The organism is Cellulomonas bogoriensis 69B4 = DSM 16987 (assembly GCF_000767165.1).
GTDB classification, from domain to species: Bacteria; Actinomycetota; Actinomycetes; order Actinomycetales; family Cellulomonadaceae; genus Actinotalea; species Actinotalea bogoriensis.
This window is the reverse complement of the sequence record NZ_AXCZ01000019.1, coordinates 19904-28792: the sequence shown is the minus strand read 5'-3', so window position 1 is coordinate 28792 and position 8889 is coordinate 19904. Positions and strand designations below refer to the sequence as shown.

The window sequence follows — 8889 nt, the reverse complement described above, 5'->3', positions numbered from 1 at the left end:
ACCTGCTCGTGGGGCGGGGCCGCGGCCCGCGCACCACCGCAGGCGCGCACCCGTCCGCCCTCCAGGTCGGGGCCGTCACCCGGCGCTGCCTGCGCTACTGGGCGGCCGACCCCCGGTACCTGAGCGCGATGCTCGCCTCCGTCGCGCTACCGCTCGTGATCGTCCTGCTCCTCGGTGCGGTCGTGGAGGCCCCCGCGGCGGTGGTGCTGAGCATCGCGCCCCTCATGGGGGGCACCATCGGCTGGGGGCGCCACAACGACGTCGCCTACGACGGCTCCGCGTTCTGGATGCACGTCGTCGCCCGGCCCGCCGGGTGGACGGACCGCGCCGGTCGGGCCGCCGCCGTCCTCGCCTGGGCGGTCCCGCTGGTGGTGCTCGTCGGCGTCCTGGCAGGTGTCACCTCGGGCCGGCCCGACCTCGGGGTCGCAGCGGTGGGTGCCGGGGTCGGCGTCCTGCTGACCGGGTTGGCCGTCTCGGCGGTGAGCAGCGCCTCGTTGGTCTACCCCGTCCCGCAGGCCGGCGGCAACCCGTTCGCCGCGCCGGCAGGTTCCCTCGGCGCAGGCCTCGTCGCCCAGCTGGTCACCTCCCTGGTGACCCTCGTGCTGGCCTCCCCGGTGCTGCTGGTCTACGCCGCGGCGCTGTGGTGGGACCCGGTCATGGCCTGGGTCGCCCTCGGCCTGGGGGTGCTGGGGGGTGGGGCCCTGCTCGCGGTCGGGGTGGTCCTCGGTGGGCGTGTCCTGGACCGCCGCGCGCCCAGGCTCGCAGCCCGTCTGGTGTGACCGGTCTCCCGTAGACTCCTGCGCATGAGCGAGCCGATGCCCCCCGCGACCGGTCCCGACGACCCCGCTCAGCCGGGCCCCGGTTCGGGCACGTCGACGGGGGTCCTGGAGCGCACCGAGCTGCGCGAGGAGCTCGAGCCCGGCGACCGCGAGCGGTTCGCCCACTACGTGCGCAAGGAGAAGATCCTCGACTCGGCGCTGTCCGGCGCCCCGGTGGTGGCGCTCTGCGGCAAGGTGTGGGTCCCCGGCCGCGACCCGAAGAAGTTCCCCGTGTGCCCGGTGTGCAAGGAGATCTACGACGGTCTGCGCGAACCGCAGGACGGCGGCTCCGACTCCTCCGGCGGACGGTGAGCGCGCGGTTCGACGGCGCTCGCACCACCGCACCGGGCAGCGCGCCCGGTGGCGGGCACGCGGGCGTGTCCAGCCCCTCTGCGGCCGCCGCCTCGCACCTGTCACCGGCCTTTCCCGCTCGGGCCCCGTGGGGGACCGCGAGCAAGCTGCGCGCCTGGCAGGCGGCCGCGCTCGAGGCCTACGAGTCCCGCGGGCCCCGCGACTTCCTGGCGGTCGCGACCCCGGGGGCCGGTAAGACCACGTTCGCCCTGCGGGTCGCCACCAACCTGCTGGAGGCCGGGGTGGTGCGCCGGGTCACGGTCGTGGCACCCACCGAGCACCTCAAGCGGCAGTGGGCCGACGCCGCGGCCCGCGTGGGCGTCCGCCTGGACCCGACCTTCCGCAACAGCCAGGGTCGCCACGGCGCCGCGTTCGACGGGGTGGCGGTCACCTACGCCCAGGTCGCGTCCAAGCCCGCCCTGCACGCCGCACGCACCAAAGCCGCACCCACCCTGGTGATCCTCGACGAGGTCCACCACGCCGGTGACGCGCTGTCCTGGGGGGACGCCGTCCGGGAGGCCTTCGAGGGCGCCACCCGGCGTCTCGCCCTCACCGGCACCCCGTTCCGCTCCGACACCGCCGCGATCCCCTTCGTCAGCTACGCCCCCGACCCCGACGGGATCCGGAGGTCCGTCGCGGACTACGTGTACGGCTACGGCGACGGACTGCGCGACGGCGTCGTCCGCCCCGTCCTGTTCCTGTCCTACAGCGGCCAGATGCGGTGGCGCACCCGCGCCGGGGACGAGGTCAGCGCACGCCTGGGCGAAGACCTCACCAAGGACATGACGGCCCAGGCCTGGCGCACCGCCCTGGACCCCGAGGGCGAGTGGATCCCCTCGGTGCTCGCAGCGGCCGACCGGCGGCTGTCAGAGGTGCGCCGCACCGTCCCCGACGCCGGCGGCCTGGTCATCGCCACCGACCAGGCCGACGCCCGCGCCTACGCCGCGCACCTGCGGGCCGTGACGGGCGAGGCACCCACCGTGGTCCTGTCCGACGACGACGGCGCCTCGGACCGCATCGACGAGTTCTCGGCCGGGACCAGCCGGTGGATGGTCGCGGTCCGCATGGTCTCCGAGGGCGTGGACGTCCCTCGACTGGCCGTGGGCGTCTACGCGACGTCCACCGCGACCCCGCTGTTCTTCGCCCAGGCCGTGGGCCGGTTCGTGCGGGTGCGCCGCCGCGGGGAGACCGCCTCGGTGTTCCTGCCGAGCGTCCCCCAGCTCCTGGCGCTCGCGGCGTCCCTGGAGGTCGAGCGCGACCACGCCCTGGACCGGCCGATGGCTGAGGACCCCGGGCTGGAGGACGGGCTGCTGGAGGCTGCGAACCGTACCGAGCGGTCGGCGGACGTCGTCGGTGAGGACGGGGTCGTGGGCGCCTTCCAGGCGCTCGAGGCCCAGGCGAGCTTCGACCGGGTGCTGTTCGACGGCGGGGAGTTCGGGACCGGCGCCGAGGTGGGGTCGGACGAGGAGCAGGACTTCCTCGGTCTTCCGGGCCTTCTGGACGCCGACCAGGTCAGCACCTTGCTGCGGCAGCGCCAGTCCCGCCAGACGAAGGCGTCGGGACGCTCGGCCGAGCCGGTGGTGGACCACCGCAGGTTGGCAGAGCTGCGCAAGGAGCTCAACTCGCTCGTCTCGGCGTGGGCCAGGCGCACGGGCACGCCGCACGGCTCGGTCCACAACGAGCTGCGACGGCGGTGCGGTGGGCCTGAGGTGCCGTTGGCCTCCGCACCCCAGGTCGAGGCCCGGATCGCGATGGTGCGTGACTGGTTCGTCGGGCGTCGGTGACCTTTCGCTTCTCAAGTGGTTCGCACGTCGCGCCCCTGACCAGCAGATTCGCACCGAAGTTGAACAACTTCTGCCCGACTTGCCCGTTCAGGATGCGCATCTGAACAACTCCTGCCACGCTTCTACCGAAGCCGACCGCAAGGGATCCCCGAGCGGTCACCCCGGAAGAAAGGGCTCGCATCATGCCTAGCTGGTTGCTCATCCTGATCGTCGGCGTCGTCCTCCTCGTCTTCGGCATCGCGGTCGAGGCGGCACAGTTCCTGATCTGGCTCGGGATCATCGTTCTCGTCGTGAGCCTCATCCTCGGCCTCGTGGGGCGTGGTCGCAGCACCAGGGTCTAACCCCCACCCTGCACACAGGTGCCCGGGAGCCGGTCGGCTCCCGGGCACCTGTGTGTCCGGGGTCTTCCTGGGGCGGTGAGGTTCCGGTGCGGTGGGCGCCGGGGCCTCTCAGTCGGTGAGGGTGGTCTGCACGGTCGGGACGGCGGGATCGCCGGCCGAGAGCCTCGTGGCGCCGGGTGGCAGCTCGGCGCGGGACCGCTCGTGGGTCTGCGCGGCGAGCGCCACCCCGGGGGCACCGGTCCACCGGGTGTCCACGGCCCCGTCGTTCACCAGCGGCACGTGCAGGGGGCGCAGGTCGGCGGTGTCGGGCGTCCATCCCGTGACGGCGTGGTCCGGGCCCCCGACGACGACCTCTTCGATCGCGCGACCGGACTCGTCGAGGCGGCGTGCGGCCTGCTTGCGGCCGCCGAGGCTCTTCTTGGTCGCCGACGCCTTGGCCACCGGCTGCAGGGTGCCGTCCGGCCCCTCCCGGGCCACCAGCTTGTAGACCATGCCGCAGGTGGGTGCGCCGGAACCGGTGACCACAGAGGTGCCCACGCCGTAGGAGTCGACCGGTGCCGCGGCGAGCGCGGCGATGGCGTGCTCGTCGAGGTCGGACGAGACCACGATCCGGGTGCCGGTCGCCCCGAGCGCGTCCAGCTGGTGGCGCACCTCCTGGGCGAGGAAGGGCAGGTCCCCGGAGTCCAGGCGCACCGCTCCCAGGTCGGTGCCGGCCGCCTCGACGGCGTTGCGCACGCCCTGGGCGACGTCGTAGGTGTCGACCAGCAGGGTGGTGCCGGGTCCCAGGGCACGGACCTGTGCGGCGAACGCCGACCGCTCGTCGTCGTGCAGCAGGGTGAAGGCGTGGGCGGCGGTGCCGATGGTGCGCAGGCCGTAGCGCCTGCCGGCCTCCAGGTTGGAGGTGCCGGCGAACCCTGCGACGGCGGTGGCGCGTGCCGCGGCCACGGCGGACTCCTCGTGGGTGCGGCGGCTGCCCATCTCCAGGCAGGGGCGGCCGATCGCGGCGCCGGTCATGCGGGACGCGGCGGAGGCGACGGCCGAGTCGTGGTTGAGGATCGACAGCACGAGGGTCTCCAGGAGCACGGCCTCGGCGAAGGTCCCCTCGACGCTGAGGACGGGGGACCCGGGGAAGAAGCACTCGCCCTCGGCGTAGCCGCTGATCGTGCCGTGGAACCGGTAGTCGGCCAGGTACTCCAGGGTCGCCCGGTCCACGACACCTTCACGGGAGAGGTAGGCGAGCTCGGCGTCGCCGAACCGGAACGTGGACAACGCCTCCAGGAGGCGACCTGTGCCGGCGACCACCCCGTACCGGCGCCCCGGGGGCAGCCGTCGGGTGAAGACCTCGAACACGCAGTGCCGCTGGGCGGTCCCGTCGGCGAGCGCCGCCTGCAGCATGGTGAGCTCGTACCGGTCGGTGTGCAGGGCCGTGGACCGGCGCTCTGTCCCGGTGTGGCTCGCCGCCGGGGAGCGGTGTGGGGAGGGCGGCTCTGCGCTCATGGGCCCACGGTACGGGGGCGTGGTGGGCCCTGCCGTGCGGCGTGGAAGTCCCGGGGTGCCTAGAGTTGGTCCTGTGGACGTGACCGTGACCTCGATGCCGCTGGCGGACCTCCGTCGGGACGAGGCTGCCCTGGTGGAGGGGTGGACGACGGTCGTGTGGAACGACCCGGTCAACCTGATGAGCTACGTGACGTACGTGTTCCGCAGCTACTTCGGCTACTCCCAGGAGAAGGCCGAGGCGTTGATGCGTCAGGTCCACGAGGAGGGGCAGGCCACGGTCGCGTCCGGCAGCCGTGAGCAGATGGAGATCGACGTGCAGGCCATGCACGGTTTCGGCCTGTGGGCCACGGCCCAGCCGGCGTTGTGACGGGGGTGTGGTGAGGGCTTTCCGCAAGGACGGTGGGGCGTACGTGGCGCGGGTGGACTCCACGGAGCGCGCGGTCCTGATCGAGCTGGTGGACGACGTGGTGGCCCTGCTGTCGGCGCATGCGGGGGCGCCGGAGCCGCTGGCGCACGCGGAGGACCCGCTGCAGGCGCTGCGCATGGCGGTGGAGGACAAGCCCACCCCGCAGGACCCGGCGCTGCGCAGGCTCCTGCCCGACGCCTCGGTCGACCCGGACGTGAACGCCGAGTTCCGGCGCCTGACCGAGGACGACCTGCGTGCCTCGAAGACCGACAGCCTGCTGCGGCTGCGGGCGGTGCTGCAGGGTGCGCAGCCCGACGTGGTGGTGCTGCCGAGCGAGGCGGGCCGGGTCGCGGCGGCGCTGACGGACGTGCGTCTGGTCACCTCGGAGCGGTTGGGGGTGCGCAACGACTCCGACGCCGATCGCCTGTACCGGTTGGTGGGGTCGGACCCTCTGGGTGACCACCACCCGGAGGAGATGCGGCGTCGGTTCCTGGCGACGGTGTACCTGGTCCTGGGGATGCTCCAGGAGTCGTTGGTGGACCTGATGCTGACGGACCTGGGTACGCCTGCGTCGTGAGGTCGTGGGCGGGGCTAGGCTCGTGGCCGTGAACGACGCACCGATCGGCATCTTCGACTCCGGTGTCGGGGGGCTGACGGTGGCGCGGGCCGTGCTGGACCAGCTGCCGCACGAGTCCGTCCTGTACATCGGTGACACCGCGAACGGCCCGTACGGGCCCAAGCCGTTGGCCGCGGTGCGGGCCCACGCGCTGCAGGTCATGGACGACCTGGTCGACGCCGGGGTGAAGATGCTGGTGATCGCGTGCAACAGCGCGTCCGCCGCGGTGCTGCGGGACGCGCGCGAGCGGTACACCCAGCGCCGGGGCCTGCCGGTGGTCGAGGTGATCCTGCCTGCGGCGCGGCGCGCGGCTGCTGCGACGCGCACGGGCCGTGTGGGGGTGATCGGTACCCGGGCGACGGTCGCCTCGCGCGCCTACGACGACGCCTTGGCGGTGGCGTCCGGGATCACGTTGACGTCGCAGGCGTGCCCGGGGTTCGTGGAGCTGGTCGAGGCCGGCACGACGTCGGGCCCGCAGGCCCTGGAGGTGGCGCGGGAGTCGTTGGAGCCTGTGGTCGGGGCCGGTGTGGACACGTTGGTGCTGGGGTGCACCCACTACCCGCTGCTGACGGGGGTGATCTCGTACGTGATGGGTGAGGGCGTGACGCTGGTGTCCAGTGCGGAGGAGACCGCGAAGGACGTGTACCGCACCTTGGTCGCCCACGGCCTGGAGCGTGACCCGGCGGCGGGGCCCCCTGGTCACAGGTTCTTGGCGACCGGTGATGCGGCGTCGTTCCAGGCGTTGGCCCGACGGTTCCTGGGGCCGGAGGTCGCGTCGGTGGAGCCGGCGGACGAGCTGCGGGCTGTGGCCCGGGTGCTGGGGGCGCCGCGGTGAGGGTCACGGTGGTGGGGTGCGCGGGGTCGTTCCCGGGGCCGGAGTCGGCGGCGTCGTCGTACCTGGTGCAGGCCGAGGACGAGGCGGGGCGCACCTGGAACGTGCTGCTGGACCTGGGCAGCGGGGCGTTGGGGGCGTTGCAGCGGTTCTGCCCGCCCACGGAGGTCGACGCCCTGGGGCTGTCGCACCTGCACCCCGACCACGTGGCGGACGTGAGCGGGTTGTACGTGTACCTGAAGTACCGGCCGATCGGCACCGGTCCGGGGCGGCGCCGTCCCCTGCCGGTGCACGGCCCGTTCGGCACGGCGTCCCGGTTGGGGCAGGCGTACGGGTTGGAGCCGGGGGAGTCGATGGCGGACCAGCTGGCCGTGCACGCGTGGCAGCCGGGGCGGCCGGTGCGGGTGGGCCCCATGTCGTTGACGCCGGTGGCGGTGAACCACCCGGTCCCGGCGTACGGGATCCGGGTGCAGGGCCCCAGCGAGGACGACCCCTCGCGTGAGGTGACGTTGGCGTACACCGGTGACACGGACACGTGCCCGGGCCTGTCGCAGCTGGCCGCGGGTGTGGACGTGCTGCTCGCGGAGGCGTCGTTCGTGGAGGGTCGTGACCCCGTCAGGGACATCCACCTGACGGGTCGGCGTGCGGGGGAGGTCGCTGCCGAGGGTGGGGTGGGGCGGTTGGTCCTGACGCACATCCCGGCGTGGAACCCGCCCGGGGCGGCCCACAAGGAGGCCTCGGCGGTGTTCGACGGGCCGATCGAGGTGGCGCGGCCCGGTCTGGTGGTCCGCCTGTGAGGCTCCCCTAGGCTCGGGGGATGACTTCCCACTCTCCGTCGTCCTCGACCTCTGCTGCGCGCGCCGACGGGCGTCGCCCCGACGAGCTGCGCCCGGTGCGGATCACCCGCGGTTGGTTGGACGCGGCCGAGGGCTCGGTGCTGGTGGAGTTCGGGGGCACGCGGGTGCTGTGCGCGGCGTCGTTCACGGACTCGGTGCCCCGGTGGCGCAAGGGTTCGGGCGAGGGCTGGGTGACGGCGGAGTACGCGATGCTCCCGCGGGCCACGAACACCCGCAGCGACCGGGAGTCGGTCAAGGGCCGGGTGGGGGGCCGCACCCATGAGATCTCCCGGTTGATCGGCCGCTCGTTGCGCGCGGTGGTGGACGTGCGGGCGCTGGGCGAGAACACGATCGTGCTGGACTGCGACGTCCTCCAGGCCGATGGGGGGACCCGCACCGCGGCGATCACGGGGGCGTACGTCGCCCTGGCCGACGCGGTGGCGTGGGGCCGGCGGAACAAGAAGGTCTCGACCCGGGCCGAGGTCCTGACCGACTCGGTGTCGGCGGTGAGCGTGGGCATCGTGGACGGTGTGCCGGTGCTGGACCTGCCGTACGTGGAGGACGTGCGGGCCCAGACGGACATGAACGTGGTGGTGACGGGCTCGGGCCAGTTCGTGGAGGTGCAGGGCACCGCGGAGCAGAAGTCGTTCGACCGGTCCGAGCTGGACGCCTTGCTGGACCTGGCGCTGGGTGGCACCGCCGAGCTCGCCCGCATCCAGGCGGCGGCACTGGCCGAGGACGGTCGGTGAGCGGCGGGCGGCTGGTCCTCGCGACCCACAACCGTCACAAGATCACCGAGCTGCGCGCGATCCTGGCCCCGCACGTGCCGGGGCTGGGTGAGGGTGACGTCGTCGGTGCCGGTGACGTGGGTGCGCCCGAACCGGTCGAGGACGGGGTGACGTTCGCCGCGAACGCGTTGATCAAGGCGCGTGCGGTGGTGCGGGCGACGGGTCTGCCGGCGGTCGCTGACGACTCGGGACTGTGCGTCGACGTGCTGGGTGGCGCTCCCGGGGTGTTCTCCGCACGGTGGTGCGGCACGCACGGGGACGACGCCGCGAACACCGCGCTGCTGCTCGCCCAGCTCGCGGACGTCCCGGCCGAGCACCGGGGTGCGGGCTTCACGTGCGCCGCGGCGCTCGTGACCCCGGACGGTGTGGAGCACGTGGAGGTCGGTGTGCTGCGCGGGCGTCTGGCCACGGCGCCCCGCGGCGAGGGCGGTTTCGGTTACGACCCGGTGCTGGTCCCCGACGCGCAGCCGTCCTGGGCGACGTCCCCGGTGACCTGCGCAGAGCTGTCCGCGGCTGAGAAGAACGCGATCTCCCACCGCGGGCAGGCGTTCCGCGCACTCGCCCCGCACGTCGCGGACGTCCTGGGTCGGTGAGGGTGACGGGTCGGGACCCGTGGGGCG

General features: G+C 73.6%; 10 protein-coding genes and 1 pseudogene. 10 read left to right on the top strand and 1 reads right to left on the bottom strand.

Translation table 11 applies throughout. From position 1 onward, the window contains the following. From N869_RS17650 to N869_RS17645, 4 genes and pseudogenes are all read left to right on the top strand, one after another. Window positions 1-779 (top strand): annotated as a pseudogene (locus N869_RS17650) (hypothetical protein); the annotation flags it as partial. 24 nt (window positions 780-803) lie between these two features. After that, complete coding sequence (locus N869_RS03630) at window positions 804-1130, top strand: DUF3039 domain-containing protein (protein WP_035057963.1); 327 nt, start codon at window positions 804-806, stop codon at window positions 1128-1130. Window positions 1131-1195: 65 nt separating this feature from the next. Continuing rightward, window positions 1196-2953, top strand: a complete 1758-nt coding sequence (locus N869_RS03625) for a DEAD/DEAH box helicase (protein ID WP_035057992.1) — start codon at window positions 1196-1198, stop codon at window positions 2951-2953. A 182-nt stretch (window positions 2954-3135) separates the two neighbouring features. Next, on the top strand, window positions 3136-3294 hold the full coding sequence (locus N869_RS17645) for a hypothetical protein (RefSeq protein WP_198025948.1): 159 nt from the start codon (window positions 3136-3138) through the stop codon (window positions 3292-3294). 108 nt (window positions 3295-3402) lie between these two features. On the opposite strand, the gene N869_RS03620 is transcribed toward N869_RS17645, so the two are convergent. After that, the gene (locus tag N869_RS03620) at window positions 3403-4791 is read right to left on the bottom strand and encodes a nicotinate phosphoribosyltransferase (protein ID WP_035057960.1); all 1389 of its coding nucleotides are present in this window, start codon (window positions 4789-4791) and stop codon (window positions 3403-3405) included. Window positions 4792-4885: 94 nt separating this feature from the next. Between N869_RS03620 and clpS the strand changes: the two genes are divergently transcribed. Genes clpS through rdgB form a run of 6 tightly spaced genes read left to right on the top strand, consistent with a single transcriptional unit; the run spans window position 4886 to window position 8862 of the window. Beyond that, a complete protein-coding gene (gene clpS, locus N869_RS03615) occupies window positions 4886-5158 on the top strand; it encodes an ATP-dependent Clp protease adapter ClpS (RefSeq protein ID WP_035057990.1) in 273 nt (90 codons plus the stop codon). A 10-nt stretch (window positions 5159-5168) separates the two neighbouring features. Next, the gene (locus N869_RS03610; RefSeq protein WP_035057988.1) at window positions 5169-5774 is read left to right on the top strand and encodes a DUF2017 family protein; all 606 of its coding nucleotides are present in this window, start codon (window positions 5169-5171) and stop codon (window positions 5772-5774) included. A 28-nt stretch (window positions 5775-5802) separates the two neighbouring features. Beyond that, on the top strand, window positions 5803-6648 hold the full coding sequence (murI, locus tag N869_RS03605; protein ID WP_035057985.1) for a glutamate racemase: 846 nt from the start codon (window positions 5803-5805) through the stop codon (window positions 6646-6648). Further along, window positions 6645-7442 (top strand): MBL fold metallo-hydrolase, encoded by a 798-nt coding sequence (locus N869_RS03600; protein ID WP_035057957.1) that lies wholly within the window; start codon window positions 6645-6647, stop codon window positions 7440-7442. The genes murI and N869_RS03600 overlap by 4 nt, the downstream gene beginning before the upstream one ends. Window positions 7443-7462: 20 nt before the next feature. Beyond that, entirely contained in the window at window positions 7463-8230 is a 768-nt protein-coding gene (rph, locus tag N869_RS03595; protein ID WP_035057954.1) for a ribonuclease PH, read from the top strand. Beyond that, on the top strand, window positions 8227-8862 hold the full coding sequence (gene rdgB, locus N869_RS03590) for an RdgB/HAM1 family non-canonical purine NTP pyrophosphatase (RefSeq protein ID WP_035057952.1): 636 nt from the start codon (window positions 8227-8229) through the stop codon (window positions 8860-8862). The genes rph and rdgB overlap by 4 nt, the downstream gene beginning before the upstream one ends. Window positions 8863-8889: the final 27 nt, after the last annotated feature.